This window comes from Novosphingobium sp. SG720 (assembly GCF_012275365.1).
Taxonomy (GTDB): Bacteria; Pseudomonadota; Alphaproteobacteria; order Sphingomonadales; family Sphingomonadaceae; genus Novosphingobium; species Novosphingobium rhizosphaerae.
The window spans coordinates 233703-250641 of sequence record NZ_JAAZQN010000007.1; the positions used below are offsets into that span (position 1 = coordinate 233703).

The following is a 16939-nucleotide window of genomic DNA, read 5'->3' on the forward strand; positions in this document are numbered from 1 at the left end:
GCTTCCTCCAGGGCCATCATGCGCGGCGGTGGGACCATCATCGCAGGCGCCACCTGTGGCGCGCCTGGCGCATGCATCGCCGTGCGGTGATACGGCGCAACCTGCTGGTTTCTGTCGCGCCGCGGGCATTGGCACACGCCGGCATGGCCCCGCGCAGGAGCCGGGCGTCGGCGAGCGCTGGCCCGCGCCTGCCACGGCCGATGTTTGGCGCCAAAGCCGCGAGCGGGCCGGTTGCCGAGGCGCCGGCACCAACGCCGGCGCAGATTCAAGCGCCCCCGCCGCGCGCCGCACCTCCAGACAAGGCACAGGCCAAGGCACCACGCGCACCGGCCGATCACGCGCCTTCGGCCAAAGGCGCGCCGCTGTTCGATTATGACGACGAACTCGTGCTGCAGATGCGCACCGAAAAGGGCGGCTTCGAAGACACGGTGATTGCCTATGGCACGCGTGCCGGGGTCTATCTGCCGCTGGGCGCGCTGGCCCGCTTCCTCGATCTGCCGATCCGGGTGAGCGACGAGGGGCATTTTGCCAGCGGTTGGTTCCTGGCCGAAAACCGCACGTTGAGCGTGGACCTGCGCCAGGGCAAGATTGCCGTGGCCGGCAAGGAACGCGCGACCGAAACAGGTGAAGCCACGGCCTTTGACGGGGAGCTGTATGTGCGGGCCGACCGCGTGGCGACCCTGCTGCCACTGGAGGCGCGGGCCGACTTGCGCGACCAGTCGCTGGTGATCCGCACGCACGAGCCGTTTCCCTTTGAACAGCGCCTGGCGCGCGAGGCCGCGCGCGAGCGTCTGGCGGGGCGGCACCACAACCAGGGGCCGCAGCGCTGGCCGCGCGAGGAAACGCCGTGGCTCGCGGCCAGCGTGCCTTCGGCCGAAGCGGAATTGCGCGCCGTGTCCGACGATCAGCGCGGCACGCGCGGCCAGGCCGACCTGCGTCTGGCCGGTGACCTGGCCTGGATGACCGCGCAGGCCTATGCCAGCCTCGATAGCGCCGAAGGCCTGGTGGCAGCCCGCGTGGAAATGGGCCGGCGCGATCCCGACGGGCAATTGCTGGGGCCGCTGCGCGCCACCGGCTTTGCCCTGGGCGATGTGGCCAGCATGCCCATGGCGATCGGCCTGCGCGGGGTTTCGGGCCGGGGCGTGGCAGTCACCAACGCGCCGATCGAACAGACCAGCGTTTTCGATACGCTCGACCTGCGCGGGCCGTTGCTCGCTGGCTATGAAGTGGAACTCTATCGCAACGGCATCCTGGTGGGATCGACGGCCAAGCCGGTCAATGGCCAGTACGAATTCCTGGCGGTGCCGGTGGATTTCGGCCTCAATGTCTTGCGGCTGGTGTTCTATGGCCCGCAAGGCCAGCGGCGCGCGGAAGTGCGGCGGATCAGCGTGGGCGATGGGCGGCTGTCGCCCGGCCAGTTCGTCTATAGCCTGGCAGCCCTGCAGAACGGATCGAGTGTGCTGGGCGCGCATGGCGCCGCGTTTCAGCCGGGGCAGGACTATGGCCGCTGGCGCGCCGGTGCGCAGCTGGGCTGGGGGATCAATCCGGCGCTGACCGTGCTGGGGGGCCTGGCCTGGTTCGATGGCGATGCCGGCCGCAACTATCTGGCCAGCCTGGGCCTGCGCACCGGGATCGGGCCGGTGGCCTTGCGCGCGGATGCCGGCATCGAAAAGGGCGGGGCCTATGGCATCACGCTGGGCGGCGGGGCACGCGTGCTGGGGCTGTCGTTCACCGCGGCGCACAGCGAATATCGCCGGGGTTTTGTCGACGAGGTACAGGCGCTTTCCGCCCAGCCGCTGCGCGCGGTGAGCGAGGCGGAGCTTTCGGGACAACTGGTGCTGTCGCATCGTGGCAACGGCCTCACGCTGCCGCTTGCCGCGCGCTGGCGCATGGTGGACCACCTTGATGGACAGCGCGATGTGACCGCCAGCCTGCGCTCTTCCCTGGCGCGGGGTGGCGTGCTGGTGTCGAGTGCGTGGGAACTGACCAGCACAAGCGCGCCGGGCATGGCGACGAGCCGGCAATTGCTGGCGAGCTTTGACCTTGCCACGCTGTCGGGTTCTCGCTGGCAGGTGCGCGCCGGGTTGGGCACGCGGGTGCTGCCGCGCCCGGCCTTTGCCAGTGCGGCGGTGGAAGTGAACCGGCGTATCGGCGAACAGACGCTGGTGGCGGCCACGGCTTCCCACGCCTTTGACAACCACCAGACGCAATTGGGGGTGAGCGCCATTCGCCGCCTGCCGCGCCTTACCATAGGATTCGATGCGGCGGTCGGGTTTCCCGATCGCAGCTATGCCGCGATGGTGCGCCTGGGATTCAGCATCGGGCGCAATCCGCTTGATGGACGCCTCTTCCTGGCAAGGCCGGGGCTGGCCTCGTCCGGCGCGGTGATGGTCGATGCGTTTCGCGATAACAACGGCAACGGGCGGCACGATGATGGCGAGCCGGCCTTGCCGGGCGCGGCGTTTACGTCGGGCGCGGACGTGGTGCAAAGCGACCGGCACGGCCAGGCCTTCCTGGGCCAATTGGGCAGTGGCACGCGCACCAGCGTGCAGGTGGACATAGACAGCCTGCCCGACATTGCCCTGGCGCCGGTGACCCGCGGGGTGGAAGTGGTGCCCCGGCCGGGGCGCATCCATGTCAGCCATTTTGCCATCCAAGCCCTGAGCGAGATCGAAGGCACCGCGCGCTTTGCCAGCGCCGGGAGTAGGCGGCGGCGCGAAGTTTCGGGCCTGGCGGTGCAACTGGTTGACGCCAAGGGCACCGTGGTGGCGCAAGTGCGGTCAGAAGCGGACGGGTTCTACTTGTTCGAGCAGGTGCGGCCCGGCACATATCACCTGCGTGTCGATCCCGATCAGGTTCGCCGCTATGGCTTGGTGGCGCAAGACAGCACGGCCATCACGGTGACCGGGGATGGGCGCGGCGCGCGGCGTGACCTGGAGGTTTCCGCCGCGCATTGACGGCGCGGCATCAGTCGCAGGGGTCGCCGGCTTCCACCGTGACGCTGGCCTGGGTCTGGCGCACGCGGCTGCCCGGCGGGACCGAGCGGGTAAGCCAGACATTGCCCCCGATGACGGAGCAGCGCCCGATGGTGACGCGGCCCAGGATCGTGGCCCCGGCATAGATCGTCACGTCATCCTCGATGATCGGATGGCGCGGTTCGTCCTTGACCAGTTTCCCGTCCTCGTCGGTGCTGAAGCTGCGCGCGCCCAGGGTTACGGCCTGGTAGATGCGCACGCGCTTGCCGATGATTGCGGTCTGCCCGATCACCACGCCGGTGCCATGGTCGATGAAGAAGCTTTCGCCGATCGTGGCGCCGGGATGGATATCGATCCCCGTGCGCGAATGGGCGATTTCAGCCAGGATGCGGGCCACCAGCGGCGCGCCGAGCTTATAGAGTTCGTGCGCCACGCGGTGATGCAGCACGGCGGTGACGAACGGATAGCACAGCAGCACTTCATCGACGCAGCGCGCGGCGGGGTCGCCATCGAAGGCGGCTTCCACATCGCTGTCGAGCAGGCGGCGGATTTCGGGCAGGCGCGCCGCGAGGGTGCCGACGATGCGGTTCACTTCGGCGTCGACGATGGCGTCGCCATCTTCTGGATGGCTGTAGTGCAGTTCCATCCGCACTTGCGCGGCGAGCAGCGGCAGGGCCGATTGCAGGCTGGCCGAAACGAAGATGTCTTCGTTGACCGCAGTCACTTCTGCCGGCCCCAGGCGCAGCGGGAACAGGGCGGCGGCGAGCACGTCGATGATGCGGCCCAGCGCATGGCGCGACGGGAATCCCACGGCGCCGTAATCGCCGCGCTTGCTGCGTGCGTCGCGCCAGTTTTCGCGCACGTCGCGCAGTCGCTCGACCACTTCGTTGACGGCAAATGGTGGCTCGGGAAATTCCACGTCGGCCTTGCCCATATCCCTCATGTCCTTCCTGCGCCTGCGTGGACCGTCGATCGTGGGCGGTCTGGCTTCTCGCGCATCATATAGGATGCCCGCCCACCACGGAAAGGGGGGCGCCCAAGGTTTGTTATGCCTGGGCAAGGCCGGCCGCGGCGAGGCGCGCGGCCGTGGCATCGCCATGGGCAAACCGCGCCGCTTCTACCACCAGATCGGCCGAGGGGCGCACCCCGGTGTAGAGCACGAATTGCTCCACCGCCTGGAGCACGATGACTTCCGCGCCAGAGATCACCGGCTTGCCGGCGGCGATCGCGGCCTGGATGAACGGGGTCTGCGCCGGCTGGGCGACCACGTCGAACGCCACTTGCGCAGCGGCGATCATGGCTGCCGGAAAGGCGAGCGTCGATGCGTCGGGGCCTTCCATGCCCAGCGGCGTGACATTGACCAGCAGCGGCGCACCTTCGGCTGGCAGTTCGCTTGCCCAGGCAAAGCCATAGCGTTGCGCCAGTGCCGGGCCGGCCACGCCATTGCGCGCCACGATCGTGCCCTGGGCAAACCCGGCATCGCGCAGCGCGGCAACCACCGCCTTGGCCATGCCGCCGCTGCCGCGCAGGATGAAGGGCGCGGCGCGATCGGCCGGGCTGGCTTCCAGCAACTGGCGACAGGCGGTGTAATCGGTGTTGTAGCCGGTGAGGCGGCCGTCGTCGTTGACGATGGTGTTGACGCTGTCGATGGCGAGCGCGGAGGGCTCCAGCGCATCGAGCAACGGGATCACCGCTTCCTTGAACGGCATCGAAATCGCGCTGCCGCGAATGTCGAGCGCGCGAATCCCGGCGACGGCAGCAGGAAGATCGCGCGTGGAGAAAGACTTGTAGAGGAAATCGAGGCCCAGCGCTTCATAGAGGAAGTTGTGCAGGCGCGATCCGGCATTCCCGGGGCGACCCGAAAGCGACATGCACAAGCGAGTGTCACGGCCGATGGGGGGCTTTTGGGGCATCGGGGGAGGCTCCTTTGTTGGCGCCGGCGCCTGGCGCGGCAGAGTTTGGGGCAATTTGCAGGAACGCATCGAGACGGGGAAATCAATACCCAATTTGAAGTATTGCCATATTTGCAGCAACTTACACTGGCGATTCGAGTTGGCTTGGTCTAAATGCCATCGTGGGACCGGGCAGTATTGGCGCTGAACGGAATGATCGGGGGGCTGTTCAGGGATGCGCGCGATTGTCGATTTTCTGCGTCGGTTTTTCAGTTGGCGCTGCCCCTATGGCGCCCCGAACTGCAAGTTGATCGACATGTGCCCCGATTGTCGCCGTGACGAGGCATGGTGAGGGCACGGTGATGGCGCGCCCTGCAGGATTCGAACCTGCGACCACCGGCTTAGAAGGCCGATGCTCTATCCAGCTGAGCTAAGGGCGCGCACAGCCGTGCCCATAAGACGGCTTTGCCTTTGGTGCAAATGGCGATAGCAGTTCATCCCCATGAACGATCCCGCTCCTGCATCGCCGACGCTCGAAAAGCCTGCGCTCGAAAAGATTGGAGGCTCGCTCGGCGCACGCCGCCATTTCCGCTTCTTCGACTATATGATGGCCGCGTTCGTGGCGATCTTGCTGCTGTCGAACCTGATCGGCGCGTCCAAGCTGTCGAGCGTGGGCGGGTTCACCTTTGGCGCGGGCATCCTGTTCTTCCCGATCTCCTACATCCTGGGCGACGTGCTCACCGAAGTGTACGGCTATGCCAATGCGCGTCGCTGCGTGTGGGTGGGCTTTTTCGCGCTGCTGTTCATGGCGGTGATGAGTTTCGTGGTGGTGGCGATGCCTCCGGCGGCCGATTGGGGGTGCGCATCGAGCGGCGACCCGCAGTTTGCCGGTCTTGTCGCCAAGTCTTCCGCCGGGGCCGTCTGCCAGACCACCTATGTTTCGGTGTTCGGCAGCACCTGGCGCATCGTGCTCGCCTCGGTCGCGGCGTTCTGGGCGGGCGAGTTCGTCAATTCATTCGTCATGGCGCGGATGAAAGTGTGGACGGGCGGCAAATATCTGTTCACGCGCACCTGGGGCTCCACCATCGTGGGCCAGGCGGTTGACAGCCTGATCTTCTATCCCGTGGCGTTCCTTGGCACCTGGACCAACGCCGATGTCGTGCACGTGATGATCACGAATTGGGCGATGAAAGTGCTGTGGGAAGTGGTGCTGACGCCGCTGACTTATGCGGTGGTCAATTTCCTCAAGCGGCGCGAAGGCGTGGACGTGTTCGACACCGACACCGATTTTTCGCCGTTTGCCCGCACCGCTTCGGTGTGAAGAGGTGCGGGTCGGATCCGGCCCGCATCAATCGGCAAGCAGGGCGATGGCCAGGTAGATCAGCAGCAGCGAGCCGAAGCCCAGCAGCGTGCCGGCGATCCAGGCAACGCGCACCAGCGTGACATCGAGGTCGAGCGCTTCGGCCATGCCGGCGCAGACGCCGAAGATCTTGCCGTTCTGGCGGTCGCGGCGGAAAATGCTGCCACGGCGGCGGGCGGGGCGGACGGGGCCGTCTTCAAAGCGCAGGTCGGTCATCATGCGATCTCCACGACGGGGGCTGCACCCTGGGCGGTGACGGCCGGCGTTTCCACGGTCTGGCCGATCAGGGCCAGCGAAAGGGCGAGGGCGGCAACCGCGGCAGAGGCGCGGCCGGCAATGGCAAGCAAGGTGTTCATCGTGAGGTACTCCCTGAAAGTGGCGCCGGAGCGTTTGCTTCCGGCCGATGCTCCCTGCTTTGCATGGGCCGTGCCAAATTCAGAAAGTGGCGGTTTTCCGGGATTTTTTTATCCCTGCGCTGGAATGAACATCAAATGAATGCCAAGGATTGGGATTATTCACCGATAATTTGGATGATGTATTCCCATGGCTGACGCGATTCGCATGCCGCGCAGCTTTTGAGGGCGGGAGCCGGCCTTCTTTTCCCCTTGGAAGGCAGGCGAGCCGCGTGGACCGGGCGAGTCCACCGCGGCGCGCCGCCGGAGCAATCCGGCGGCTCCCGTCCCGTTTTGCCGCGACCAGCCTTGCTTTTCGCGTGCAAGGAACGGCGTCGCCGCTTTGTTCTTGCAATTTTGGGCTGCTTGCCTTATCTGCACATTCATCCCGACATTGTGAAGGCAAGAGCGGGCTGGCGCCGAAAGGGGCCGGCGCGAAACTCCGTTGCCTGCATGGGTTTGCATGCCAGGGGCATGTTCGGGTCATTGGAGACGGCATGACGGATATCGCGCGGATCATCGAGATTGTGGAGCCCGAGGTGAAGGCCCTGGGATTCGATCTCGTGCGCGTGCGCCTTTATGGCAAAAGCGAAGTGGGCGACGAGGAGCATACGCTCCAGATCATGGCCGAGCGGCCCGAGACCGGGCAGCTGGTAATCGCCGATTGCGCCGCCTTGTCGCACCGCATTTCCGACAAGATCGACGCGCTCGAAGAAGCCGGCGAAATGCTGATCGAGGAAGCCTATCGCCTCGAAGTCAGCTCGCCCGGGATCGACCGTCCGCTGACCCGTCCCAAGGATTTTGCTGCCTGGATCGGGCACGAAGCCCGCATCGAGCTGGCCGAGCTGCTGGACAATCGCAAGCGTTTTCGCGGCGATCTCAAGGGCTTCGATGCCGATACCGGCACGATTTCGATCGAGGATGATGGCCAGGTCTATGCCGTGCCGTTTGCCCTGGTCGCCAATGCCAAGCTGATCCTGACCGATCGGCTGATTGCTGCCTCCCGCCCGGTGGATGCCTCCGGCGTGGACGAGGAAGATTTCGAAGAAGAAGACGCTTTGGCGCAAACCGACGCATTTCTTGAGGAACAGGAAGACTAAGCCATGGCCAGTGCGATTTCCGCCAACCGTGCCGAGCTGCTGGCGATTGCCAACGCGGTCGCTGCCGAAAAGATGATCGACAAGTCCATCGTGATCGAAGCGATGGAAGAGGCGATCCAGAAGTCGGCGCGCAACCGCTATGGCGCCGAGAACGACATTCGCGCCAAGCTCGATCCGCGCACCGGCGACCTGCGCCTGTGGCGCGTGGTCGAAGTGGTCGAGCATGTCGAAGACTACTTCAAGCAGGTCGATCTCAAGCAGGCCGAAAAGCTGCAGCCGGGCGCCAAGGTGGGTGACTTCATCGTCGACCCGCTGCCCCCGGTGGACCTGGGCCGCATCGACGCCCAGTCGGCCAAGCAGGTCATCTTCCAAAAGGTGCGCGATGCCGAGCGCGATCGCCAGTATGACGAGTTCAAGGACCGTGCCGGCGAAATCATCACCGGCGTGATCAAGTCGGTCGAATTCGGCCACGTGATCGTCAACCTCGGTCGTGCCGAAGGCGTGATCCGCCGCGACCAGCAGATCCCCCGCGAAGTGCCCCGCGTGGGCGAGCGGGTGCGCGCGCTGATCCTCAAGGTGGAGCGCCAGAATCGCGGGCCGCAGATCTTCCTGAGCCGGGCACACCCCGACTTCATGAAGAAGCTGTTCGCCCAGGAAGTGCCCGAAATCTATGACGGCATCATCGAGATCAAGGCCGCTGCGCGCGATCCGGGCAGCCGTGCCAAGATCGGTGTGATCAGCCGCGACAGCTCGATCGACCCGGTCGGCGCCTGCGTCGGCATGAAGGGCAGCCGCGTTCAGGCGGTGGTCCAGGAAATGCAGGGCGAAAAGATCGACATCATCCCCTGGAGCGAAGACACAGCGACCTTCGTGGTCAACGCGCTGCAGCCGGCAACCGTGAGCCGCGTGGTGATCGACGAGGAAGAAAGCCGCATCGAAGTGGTCGTGCCCGATGACCAGCTCAGCCTGGCGATCGGCCGTCGCGGCCAGAACGTGCGCCTGGCCTCCTCGCTCACCGGTTCGGCCATCGACATCATGACCGAGGCCGAGGCGAGCGAAAAGCGCCAGAAGGAATTCTCCGAACGCTCCAAGACGTTCGAGGAAGAACTCGACGTGGACGAAACCCTTTCGCAGCTGCTGGTGGCCGAAGGCTTCAGCGAGCTGGAGGAAGTGGCCTACATCGACATCAGCGAACTGGCCAATATCGAAGGTTTCGACGACGAGCTGGCGTCCGAGTTGCAGAACCGTGCGCTTGAAGCGCTGGAGCGCCGCGAGGAAGGCCAGCGCGAGGAACGCCGCGCCCTGGGTGTGGACGATGCCCTGGCCGAATTGCCGCACCTGACCGAAGCGATGCTCGTGACCCTGGGCAAGGCCGGGATCAAGACGCTCGACGATCTGGCCGATCTGGCCACCGACGAGCTGATCGCCAAGAAGCGCAACAACGACCAGCGCCGCCGCAACGACCGCCGCGAGCGCGATCGTTCGGAGCGCAGCGAAGACAAGGGTGGCGTGCTGGGCGAATATGGCCTGAGCGACGAGCAGGGCAACGAAATCATCATGGCGGCACGCGCCCACTGGTTCGACGACGAACCGGTGGCTGACGAAGCCCCCGCAACCGAGGAGGCCGCCGATGCGGAATCCTCACAATGAGACGCTGAGCGCGCAAGGGCCGCAAGACCGCCCGGTAAGGCCTGAAAAGGCTTTGCCGGAGCGGAAATGCATCCTCACCGCCCGCCACGATGGCCGGGGCGCGTTGCTGCGCCTGGCGATCTCGCCCGATGGCCTGGTCCTGCCCGACCCATTGGCGCGTGCCCCCGGGCGCGGCGCCTGGATCGGCGTGTCGCGGGCAGACCTTGAAATTGCGCTTGCCAATGGCAAACTTAGGGGAGCGCTGGCGCGTGCGTTCAAGGGCGCGCCACTCACCATTCCTGCCGACCTGCCCGATCTGATCGAACAGGGCCTCAAGCGCGCCACGCTGGACCGACTCGGGATCGAGTTGCGGGCCGGCAGTCTGGTGCTGGGCACCGAAAAAATTGCCCAATCCGCCCGTTCGGGGGCGATAGCGTGGCTTGCCCACGCCAGCGATGCGCGCGCCGATGGCGTGGGCAAGCTGGCACAGGCCTGGCGCGTGGGCGAAATGGCCGAAGGATCGGGGATGGCTGGGGTCATCTTGCCGCTGGACCGGGCGGCGTTGTCTGTGGCATTGGGCCGCGACAACGTCGTTCACCTGGGCGTTACCGATCCGGCTGCGGCCGAACGGATTGCCGGTCCACTGGACCGTCTGATGCACTTTATCGGGGCTGCGGCACCGGAAGGACCACCTGGGACCCCGATTGGGATCGAGTCTCCAGGCGGGCCTGCCCCTGCCACTGCACCGGCTGCGCAAGCAGCGAACGACGATTTGGATACGAAGGGCGAATGAGTTCGATGAGCGATAGCGACAAGAAGCCGACACTGGGCCGCAGGCCACTGGGCCTGAAGACCGCAGTTGAGGCCGGAGAGGTCAAGCAGACCTTCAGCCATGGTCGCACCAACAAGGTGGTGGTCGAGGTCAAGCGCCGCAAGCTGGTGCCCGGCGGGCAGCCCGCAGCCGCTGCGCCGGCAGCCGTCGCCCCTGCCGCGGCGCCGCGTCCGGCTGCGCCTGCAGCCCGCGCCCCGGTCGTGCCGCCGCCCCCGCCGCCGGTCTCGCCCACCGCATCGCGCGAAACGCGCCAGGAACTGCAGGCCCGCCTGCTGCGCCAGGCCGAGGAAGCCCGCCTTGCTTCGCTGGAAGCGGCCAACCGCCGCGAGCAGGAAGAACGCCTGCGCGCGATCGAGGACGAGCGCCGCCGCGCCGAGGAAAAGGAAGCGGCTGCCAAGGCTGCTGCCGCGCAGGAAGCCGGCGAGGTTGAGCCTGCCCCGGCTGCGCCGGTTGCCGAACCCGCCCCGGCCGCTGCGCCGTCGGCGCCCGAGCCTGCCGCTGCTGCCGCTGCGCCCGCTGCCGAGCCGGAGGCATCTGCCCCGGCCGAAGAATCGGCCCGCCCGGCCGCTGCGCCCGTGGCGGCTGCCGCTCCGGCTGCGGCCAAGCCGGCTGCTGCTGCTCCGGCGCAGGCCGCCGTGCCCGCACCGCGTCGCTTCACCCCGGTTGTGGCGCCCAAGCGCCCCGAACCGGCCAAGAAGCCGGCCCATGCCCCGCGCGACAAGAACGCCAACGACCGCCGCCAGGCGGGCAAGCTGACCGTGACGCGCGCGCTCAACGAAGACGAAGGCGCCCGCGCCCGCTCGCTCGCCGCGCTCAAGCGTGCCCGCGAAAAGGAACGTCGTGCGCACTTTGCCGGGCAGACCCAGCAGCGTGAAAAGCAGGTGCGCGACGTGGTCGTGCCCGAGGCGATCACCGTGCAGGACCTGGCCAACCGCATGGCGGAAAAGGCTGCGGACCTGATCAAGGCGCTGTTCAAGATGGGCATGATGGTCACCATCAACCAGACCATCGACCAGGACACCGCCGAACTGCTCGTCACCGAATTTGGCCACAACATCCAGCGCGTGAACGAAAGCGACGTCGACATCGACACCGCTTCGGACATCGATGCCGAGGCGTCGCTCAAGCCGCGTCCCCCGGTGGTGGCGATCATGGGCCACGTCGATCATGGCAAGACCAGCCTGCTCGACGCGCTGCGCGGCACCGACGTGGTGCGCGGCGAAGCCGGCGGCATCACGCAGCACATCGGCGCCTATCAGATCAAGACCAAGGGCGGTGACTACATCACCTTCCTCGACACGCCGGGCCACGAAGCCTTTACCGAGATGCGCATGCGCGGTGCCAACGTCACCGACATCGTCATCCTGGTGGTGGCGGCCGATGACGGCATCATGCCGCAGACGATCGAGGCCATCAACCACACCAAGGCGGCCGGCGTGCCGATGATCGTGGCGATCACCAAGGCCGACAAGCCCGAGGCGAACCCGCAGAAGATCCGCGAGCGCCTGCTCGAGCACGAAGTGATCGTGGAAGACATGTCGGGCGACGTGCAGGACGTGGAAGTTTCCTCCAAGACCGGCGCCGGGCTCGACACGCTGATCGAGAAGATCCTGCTCCAGGCCGAACTGATGGAACTGCGTTCCAACCCCGATCGCGCCGCCGAGGCGACCGTGATCGAGGCCAAGCTTGACAAGGGCAAGGGTCCGCTCGCCACCGTACTGATCAACCGCGGCACGCTGCATGTGGGTGACATCCTGGTGGTTGGCACCCAGTCTGGCCGCGTGCGCGCCATGCTGGATGACAAGGGCCGCCAGGTGAAGTCTGCGCCGCCTTCGCTGCCGGTCGAAGTGCTGGGCATCGGCGGCGTGCCGATGGCCGGTGACACGCTCACCGTGGTGGAAAACGAAGCCCGCGCCCGCGAAGTGGCCGCCTATCGCCAGGAAAAGGCGACGGCCAAGCGCACCGCCGTGGCTCCGGCAAGCATCGAGAACATGTTCTCGGCGCTGGCTGCCAAGCAGACCGTCATCGAATACCCGGTGGTGATCAAGGCCGACGTGCAGGGCTCGACCGAAGCGATCGTCAATGCGCTCAACCGCTTGTCGACCGACGAGATCAAGGTCCGCATCCTGCAATCGGGCGTGGGTGCGATTACCGAGAGCGACGTGGGCCTGGCCCAGGCATCGGGCGCCCCGATCGTGGGCTTCAACGTCCGTCCCAACGCCAAGGCGCGCGAGCTGATCGAGCGCAACAAGGTGCGGATGAAGTACTTCGACGTGATCTACCAGCTGACCGACGACATCGCCAAGGAAATGGCGGGCGAGCTGGGTCCGGAACGCATCGAAACCGTGGTCGGCCGTGCCGAGGTCAAGGAAGTGTTCCCCGCCGGCAAGAAGGACAAGGCCGCAGGCCTGCTGGTGCTGGAAGGCTATATCCGCAAGGGCATCCACGCCCGTCTTACCCGCAACGATGTCATCGTTTCCAAGACGACCATCGCGTCGCTCCGTCGCTTCAAGGACGACGTGGCCGAAGTGCGCGCCGGGCTGGAATGCGGTGTGGTGTTGCACGACACCAACGACATCAAGGCTGGCGACATGCTGGAAGTGTTCGAAGTGGAAGAGCGCGAACGCACGCTCTGATCTTCGGATCGGTTATCAAGAGGGCGGCTTTTCCTGTTGGAAAGGCCGCCCTTTCGTTTGGCAGACGGGAGCAGGCGGTTGGCTAAAGCAAGGGATATTGCAGGCGGGGCGGAATGGAACCCGGCGCAAGTGCGCACTTGGCTGGAAAGCCGCATGGCGGCGGCCGCGCAGGAGCAGATCTATGCCGATCGCAAGGGCCGCGACTACCGCGACGACTACGACAAGGCCGCCGCCGAGGGCTATGTCTGCGGCATGGCCCGCCGCAGCCCCAGCGTGGAAGACCAGGCCAGCTTCGTTGCATTCCTGACCACGCAATTGGCCAAGGACGATTATCTTCTGGCCGGGGTGAACGATGACAGGCGTTTCGAGCGCGAGGTGCGCGCCTGCCTGCGCAAGCTGATCAAGCAGGCCAAGGCGAACGACGGGTTCGCCAATCTCGCGCATTTCCAGTAACCGCCACCTTCACGCGTTGCGTTGCGCCACGGCTTGCTGGGCGGCAAAGGCGCGGACGAAGGCCGGGCGTTGCTCGCCCCGCGCGACATAGGCGGCGAGGGGGGCTTGGGCATCGAGCAGGCCGGAGCCCGAAAGGCGGCGCAGCACGGCAACCATCACCAGATCGGCAGCGGAGAACGCGCCGTCGAGCCAGGTCTTCTCGCCCAGATGGTGGGCGAGCTGCGCCAGGCGCGCCGCCACCCGCGCGTCGAGCATGGCCAGGCGCTCGGCATGCCAGGGCTTGTCCGCCTCCAGCAGCAGGGCCATGCTGCGCTCCACGATCGGCGGCTCCACCGTGGCAACGGCCGCGAACAGCCAGGTGATCGCGCGGGCCCGGGCCTGCGGCTCGGCCGGCAGCAGCCCGCCATGGCGTTCGGCAATATGCAGCACGATGGCGGCGGATTCGAACAGGACCAGCCCGTTTTGCTCATAGGTCGGGATCTGGCCGAACGGATTGCGCGCCAGGTGCTCGGGCGCCTTGAGCTCGGCGAAAGTCAGCCGGTGCACGGCATGGGGCTGCCCCACTTCTTCCAGCGCCCAGCGCACCGCCATGTCGCGCGCCAGGCCCCGGCCGCGATCGGGCGAATTGGCAAAGGCCGTGACGATCGGTTCCATGCCAGGCAGCATCGCACCAATCGTCCGTCCGATCCAGCCGGTCCGCTGCCGCGATAGCCGAATGGTTGGGCCAGGCGTGCGTGGCGCTTGCCCGGCGGCGGGTTTTTGCGCCTTCGGGCAAGCAAAAAGGGCGGCCCCTTGCAAGGCCGCCCCTTCTTATTCCGATCGGGGGAGCGATCAGAAGTTGTTGGCGATCACCGAGGCGATCACGCCGGTGCCGATGGCGACCAGCAGCGCGTCATTGCCCGAGCGCACCCAGTGATAGCCGCGCGGCGGCGGGCCGAGACGGCGATACTGGCGATAGTCCACCACGCGGTAGTTCGGCGCGCGGCGCGCTTCAAAGCGCTGGCCCTTGCGGAACGGATTGCCGGCCTGCATGCGGTTGGGGCCGGGGCGGGCCGGACCATGGGCGGCGGGGCCACGGCGGTCGTCGTGGCGATCGTCGCGGTGCTGGGCCAGGGCCGGCGTTGCGGCGGGCAGGGTGATCGCAAGCGCGATCAGGGCAGAGGAAAGCTTGTTCATGACGGTCCTTTCATGTCATGCCGGAAGCACTCTGCCTTAACCCCGCAACGTGGTTGCGGCTCCCGAAACAAATGTCTGATTTTGTATCCGCTTTGTAACGCTGGGAGACATGGCGCGGGGGCTGGCCGTGCCGCCTTGGCATAAAATCTTCACCGGCAATCGTGCACAGGTTCTGGCGCAATCGTGGCCAATGCCCCATATAGGCCGGCGATGAACCGACAGAATGCCTCTCCCGAACAACGCTCCGTCCGCCTGCTCAAGGTGGGGGAGCAGGTGCGCCACGTGCTTTCCGAACTGCTCACGCGCCAACTCGTGCACGACGATGTGCTGTCTGCCCACACCGTTTCGGTAACGGAAGTGCGCATGTCACCCGATCTGCGCCACGCCACCGTTTTCATCAAGCCGCTGCTGGGCGAGGACGAGGATATCGTGCTCAAGGCGCTGCGCACGCACACTGCCTATTTCCAGAAGGAAGTGGCCGGCCGGCTCAAGCTGAAATATGCCGCACGGATCAAGTTCCTGGGCGACGAAAGCTTTGACGAGGCGAGCCGGATCGACGCGTTGCTGTCCGATCCGAGGGTGCAGCGCGATCTCTCGGGCGAGGCGGAGGGCTGAGCGCCCGCGGGCGGCGCCATGGCCAAGCTCTATTTCTATTATGCCAGCATGAATGCCGGCAAATCCACCAACCTGCTCCAGGCCGCGTTCAACTATCATGAGCGTGGCATGGCCACCATGCTGTGGACCGCTGCGCTTGACGACCGGGCAGAGCATCTCGGACCGGGGCGGGCCATCGCCAGCCGCGTGGGTCTTCATGCCGACGCGCATCGTTTTTTGCCCGACACCGACCTGTGGCAGGCGGTGAGCACGCAATTGGCACAGGTGCCGCTGGCGTGCGTGCTGGTGGACGAAGCCCAGTTCCTGACACGCGCGCAGGTTTGGCAACTGGCTGATCTGGCCGACCGTGCCGGGGTGCCGGTGTTGTGCTATGGCCTGCGCACCGATTTCCGCGGGGACCTGTTCGAAGGTTCGGCCGCGCTGCTGGGCCTGGCCGACAGCCTGGTGGAATTGAAGGCCGTGTGCCACTGCGGGCGCAAGGCGACGATGAACTTGCGCGTCGATGCCGCCGGCCACCCGGTGCGCGAGGGTGCGCAGACCGAAATCGGCGGCAACGAACGCTATCTTTCCCTGTGTCGCGCCCATTTCAGCGCGGCCATGCGCCCGGATGAACGCCTATGAGCTTTGGCCAATGAGCGACGAACTTTATGTGCCCCTGGCCGAGGGCAACCTGGCGTTGGAGCCGCTGGCGGAGCGCCATCGCGAGGGGCTGCGCGCGGCCTGCGCGCAGGATACGGAGATCTGGGCGGTCTATCCGCACAACTATCTGGGTGGCGATTTCGATGTGCAGTTCGATCGCCTGCTGACCAGCGCGCCGCAGCGGCGGGTCTATGCCGTGCTGGCCGATGGCGGGGTGGCGGGCATGACGGGCTGGCTCGAACATGGCGCGCCGGGCTGGTCGATCGAGATCGGCAACAGCTTCATCGTGCCGGCGCTGCGCGGCACGGGCTTCAATCGCCGGCTCAAGCGCCTAATGCTCGACCACGCCTTTGCCTGCGGGCTGGAGCGCGTGGTGTTCAAGGTCGATCAGGTGAACGCCCGCAGCCAGGCGGCGGTGCGCAAGTTGGGCGCACAGACCGAAGGGGTGATGCGCCACGAGCGCCGCACCTGGACCGGGCGGGTGCGCGATACCGTGCTGTTTTCGCTGCTGCGACAGGAATGGGAAGAGGCACGGGGATGAACGAGACGCTTTATACCGTCGCCACCCTGGCGGTGCCGATGATCGTGGCCATCGTGTTTCACGAAGTGGCCCACGGCCGCATGGCGCTGCTGCTGGGCGATCGCACCGCCAAGGATATGGGGCGGCTGAGTTTCAATCCGCTGCGCCATGTCGATCCGGTGGGCACGGTGATCCTGCCGGGCATGCTGGCGCTGGCCCATGCGCCGGTGTTTGGCTGGGCGCGGCCGGTGCCGGTGGACGTGCGCGGGCTGCCCCGGCCACGCCGGGCGATGATGCTGGTGGGCGCAGCCGGGCCGGCGATGAATTTCGCCCTGGCGGTGGTGGCCGCGCTGGCCATCGGCGTGCTCGCCCGGTTTGTCACCGGGCCGGGCGCCGTGGCGCAGTTCGTCGCCGCCAACCTGGTCAATTTCCTGGCGATCAACCTGTTTCTCGCCTGCTTCAACCTGATCCCGCTGCCGCCGTTCGATGGCTCGCACATTGTCGAAGGGTTGCTGCCCGAACGGCTGGCGCGCGGCTATGCCCGGCTGCGGCCGCTTGGCTTTCCGGTGATCCTGTTGCTGCTGATCGGGCTGCCCTGGTTGTTTCCCGCTATCGATCCGTTGCGCACCGTGATCGATCCGCCGGTGAATTGGTTAGCGGATCGCTATCTCGCCCTGGCCGGCCTGGTGGCCGGGCGGCCGCTCGCTTGAATACCGTTTC

Annotated in this window: 17 protein-coding genes and 1 tRNA gene; 11 read left to right on the top strand and 7 right to left on the bottom strand. The window is 66.4% G+C overall.

What is annotated here, in order from left to right:
- Positions 1–200: 200 nt before the first annotated feature.
- A complete protein-coding gene (locus FHW94_RS20820; protein ID WP_168557753.1) occupies positions 201–2957 on the top strand; it encodes a hypothetical protein in 2757 nt (918 codons plus the stop codon).
- A 10-nt stretch (positions 2958–2967) separates the two neighbouring features.
- Here FHW94_RS20820 and epsC read toward each other — a convergent pair whose 3' ends face one another.
- The 3 genes from epsC to FHW94_RS20835 form a co-directional block, all read right to left on the bottom strand.
- Positions 2968–3918, bottom strand: coding sequence for a serine O-acetyltransferase EpsC (epsC, locus tag FHW94_RS20825; protein ID WP_246866311.1), 951 nt, complete (start codon positions 3916–3918; stop codon positions 2968–2970).
- A 103-nt stretch (positions 3919–4021) separates the two neighbouring features.
- On the bottom strand, positions 4022–4888 hold the full coding sequence (locus tag FHW94_RS20830; protein ID WP_168557754.1) for a shikimate 5-dehydrogenase: 867 nt from the start codon (positions 4886–4888) through the stop codon (positions 4022–4024).
- A gap of 342 nt (positions 4889–5230) precedes the next feature.
- Positions 5231–5307, bottom strand: a tRNA-Arg gene (locus tag FHW94_RS20835).
- A gap of 62 nt (positions 5308–5369) precedes the next feature.
- Here FHW94_RS20835 and FHW94_RS20840 point away from each other — a divergent pair.
- On the top strand, positions 5370–6188 hold the full coding sequence (locus FHW94_RS20840; RefSeq protein WP_168557755.1) for a queuosine precursor transporter: 819 nt from the start codon (positions 5370–5372) through the stop codon (positions 6186–6188).
- 27 nt (positions 6189–6215) lie between these two features.
- Here the strand turns inward: FHW94_RS20840 and FHW94_RS20845 are convergent, their stop codons facing one another.
- Both FHW94_RS20845 and FHW94_RS20850 read right to left on the bottom strand, forming a co-directional pair.
- Entirely contained in the window at positions 6216–6446 is a 231-nt protein-coding gene (locus tag FHW94_RS20845) for a PspC domain-containing protein (RefSeq protein WP_246866312.1), read from the bottom strand.
- The gene (locus tag FHW94_RS20850) at positions 6443–6583 is read right to left on the bottom strand and encodes a hypothetical protein (protein WP_168557756.1); all 141 of its coding nucleotides are present in this window, start codon (positions 6581–6583) and stop codon (positions 6443–6445) included. Before FHW94_RS20850 ends, FHW94_RS20845 begins: the two co-directional genes overlap by 4 nt.
- A 533-nt stretch (positions 6584–7116) precedes the next feature.
- Here FHW94_RS20850 and rimP point away from each other — a divergent pair.
- From rimP to FHW94_RS20875, 5 genes are all read left to right on the top strand, one after another.
- Positions 7117–7719 carry a ribosome maturation protein RimP gene (gene rimP, locus FHW94_RS20855; RefSeq protein WP_168557757.1) on the top strand — a complete coding sequence of 201 codons (603 nt, stop codon included), beginning with the start codon at positions 7117–7119 and terminating at the stop codon, positions 7717–7719.
- A 3-nt stretch (positions 7720–7722) separates the two neighbouring features.
- A complete protein-coding gene (gene nusA / locus FHW94_RS20860) occupies positions 7723–9369 on the top strand; it encodes a transcription termination factor NusA (RefSeq protein WP_168557758.1) in 1647 nt (548 codons plus the stop codon).
- Positions 9350–10141: a DUF448 domain-containing protein gene (locus FHW94_RS20865; protein WP_168557759.1), complete on the top strand. Its 792-nt coding sequence runs from the start codon at positions 9350–9352 to the stop codon at positions 10139–10141. The genes nusA and FHW94_RS20865 overlap by 20 nt, the downstream gene beginning before the upstream one ends.
- A 5-nt stretch (positions 10142–10146) precedes the next feature.
- On the top strand, positions 10147–12816 hold the full coding sequence (gene infB, locus FHW94_RS20870; protein WP_210425789.1) for a translation initiation factor IF-2: 2670 nt from the start codon (positions 10147–10149) through the stop codon (positions 12814–12816).
- Positions 12817–12894: 78 nt separating this feature from the next.
- Entirely contained in the window at positions 12895–13269 is a 375-nt protein-coding gene (locus FHW94_RS20875) for a hypothetical protein (protein WP_246866313.1), read from the top strand.
- A gap of 9 nt (positions 13270–13278) precedes the next feature.
- Here the strand turns inward: FHW94_RS20875 and FHW94_RS20880 are convergent, their stop codons facing one another.
- Both FHW94_RS20880 and FHW94_RS20885 read right to left on the bottom strand, forming a co-directional pair.
- Positions 13279–13923, bottom strand: a complete 645-nt coding sequence (locus tag FHW94_RS20880) for a glutathione S-transferase family protein (protein ID WP_168557761.1) — start codon at positions 13921–13923, stop codon at positions 13279–13281.
- A gap of 177 nt (positions 13924–14100) precedes the next feature.
- Positions 14101–14445 (bottom strand): RcnB family protein, encoded by a 345-nt coding sequence (locus tag FHW94_RS20885; protein ID WP_168557762.1) that lies wholly within the window; start codon positions 14443–14445, stop codon positions 14101–14103.
- A 210-nt stretch (positions 14446–14655) separates the two neighbouring features.
- On the opposite strand from FHW94_RS20885, the gene rbfA reads away from it, so the two are divergent.
- Genes rbfA through FHW94_RS20905 form a run of 4 tightly spaced genes read left to right on the top strand, consistent with a single transcriptional unit; the run spans position 14656 to position 16929 of the window.
- Positions 14656–15060 carry a 30S ribosome-binding factor RbfA gene (gene rbfA / locus FHW94_RS20890; protein ID WP_168557763.1) on the top strand — a complete coding sequence of 135 codons (405 nt, stop codon included), beginning with the start codon at positions 14656–14658 and terminating at the stop codon, positions 15058–15060.
- A gap of 18 nt (positions 15061–15078) precedes the next feature.
- Positions 15079–15681, top strand: a complete 603-nt coding sequence (locus FHW94_RS20895; protein ID WP_168557764.1) for a thymidine kinase — start codon at positions 15079–15081, stop codon at positions 15679–15681.
- A gap of 10 nt (positions 15682–15691) precedes the next feature.
- Positions 15692–16240, top strand: a complete 549-nt coding sequence (locus FHW94_RS20900) for a GNAT family protein (RefSeq protein ID WP_168557765.1) — start codon at positions 15692–15694, stop codon at positions 16238–16240.
- A complete protein-coding gene (locus FHW94_RS20905) occupies positions 16237–16929 on the top strand; it encodes a site-2 protease family protein (protein ID WP_168557766.1) in 693 nt (230 codons plus the stop codon). Before FHW94_RS20900 ends, FHW94_RS20905 begins: the two co-directional genes overlap by 4 nt.
- Positions 16930–16939 lie beyond the last annotated feature (10 nt).

Coding starts and splice junctions, on each gene's coding strand:
- FHW94_RS20840 (WP_168557755.1), top strand. CDS start 5,370: ATGAACGATCCCGCTCCTGCATCGCCGACGCTCGAAAAGCCTGCGCTC.
- FHW94_RS20900 (WP_168557765.1), top strand. CDS start 15,692: ATGAGCGACGAACTTTATGTGCCCCTGGCCGAGGGCAACCTGGCGTTG.
- epsC (WP_246866311.1), bottom strand. CDS start 3,918: ATGAGGGATATGGGCAAGGCCGACGTGGAATTTCCCGAGCCACCATTT.
- FHW94_RS20850 (WP_168557756.1), bottom strand. CDS start 6,583: ATGAACACCTTGCTTGCCATTGCCGGCCGCGCCTCTGCCGCGGTTGCC.
- rbfA (WP_168557763.1), top strand. CDS start 14,656: ATGAACCGACAGAATGCCTCTCCCGAACAACGCTCCGTCCGCCTGCTC.
- FHW94_RS20880 (WP_168557761.1), bottom strand. CDS start 13,923: ATGGAACCGATCGTCACGGCCTTTGCCAATTCGCCCGATCGCGGCCGG.
- FHW94_RS20885 (WP_168557762.1), bottom strand. CDS start 14,445: ATGAACAAGCTTTCCTCTGCCCTGATCGCGCTTGCGATCACCCTGCCC.
- infB (WP_210425789.1), top strand. CDS start 10,147: ATGAGCGATAGCGACAAGAAGCCGACACTGGGCCGCAGGCCACTGGGC.
- FHW94_RS20845 (WP_246866312.1), bottom strand. CDS start 6,446: ATGATGACCGACCTGCGCTTTGAAGACGGCCCCGTCCGCCCCGCCCGC.
- FHW94_RS20905 (WP_168557766.1), top strand. CDS start 16,237: ATGAACGAGACGCTTTATACCGTCGCCACCCTGGCGGTGCCGATGATC.
- FHW94_RS20820 (WP_168557753.1), top strand. CDS start 201: ATGTTTGGCGCCAAAGCCGCGAGCGGGCCGGTTGCCGAGGCGCCGGCA.
- rimP (WP_168557757.1), top strand. CDS start 7,117: ATGACGGATATCGCGCGGATCATCGAGATTGTGGAGCCCGAGGTGAAG.
- FHW94_RS20830 (WP_168557754.1), bottom strand. CDS start 4,888: ATGCCCCAAAAGCCCCCCATCGGCCGTGACACTCGCTTGTGCATGTCG.
- FHW94_RS20865 (WP_168557759.1), top strand. CDS start 9,350: ATGCGGAATCCTCACAATGAGACGCTGAGCGCGCAAGGGCCGCAAGAC.
- FHW94_RS20895 (WP_168557764.1), top strand. CDS start 15,079: ATGGCCAAGCTCTATTTCTATTATGCCAGCATGAATGCCGGCAAATCC.
- nusA (WP_168557758.1), top strand. CDS start 7,723: ATGGCCAGTGCGATTTCCGCCAACCGTGCCGAGCTGCTGGCGATTGCC.